At 55.6% G+C, this 635-nt stretch carries 1 protein-coding gene; it reads right to left on the bottom strand.

What is annotated here, in order from left to right:
- On the bottom strand, positions 1-635 hold a 635-nt coding region (locus tag J5224_RS33655), incomplete at both ends, for an MFS transporter (RefSeq protein WP_264629218.1).

Genomic DNA, 635 nt, shown 5'->3' with positions numbered 1-635 from the left:
GCAAGCCAACCATGGCCTGATTCAGGGTGAAGGGCGGTGCCAGCAGCCGGTAGCCAATGTAGTTGAACAGGGTAACAAAGGCTCCCATCAATAAAAATCCCTGAAGGAACAGCCAGGGCAACCCGGCGTCATGCCAGTGGATCTTGGTGTTAATCAACAATGATTTGGGCCGCAGCGAACCGGGCCGAAAATGACGGGAGTCAGGCAAGATACGCCAAAACATCAACGCCGCAAACAACGCGAGAACCCCCATAACCCCGATAGCCACGCGCCAGGGGAAATAATCAGTCAGCACCCCGGTAACCAAACGACCACTCATGCCACCGATAGAGTTCCCGCTAATGTATAACCCCATGGAGAAGGCCAGGAAGCTGGGGTGAATCTCTTCGCTCAGGTAGCTCATGGCCACCGCGGCTACGCCGCTTAGCGATAACCCAATCAGTGCGCGCATTAATAGCACGCCGTGCCAACTGGTCATAAAGGCGCAAATCAGCGTGCAGAACGCGGCCAACAGTAGCGAAATCACCATCACATTCTTGCGGCCCAGCGTGTCGGAGAGCGGGCCGGTAAACAATAACCCCACCGCAAGCATCACCGTAGCAATCGATAATGACAGGCTACTGGCTGCCGGAGAA

The organism is Candidatus Symbiopectobacterium sp. NZEC135 (genome assembly GCF_025962695.1).
This window is presented reverse-complemented; position numbering and strand designations above follow the sequence as displayed.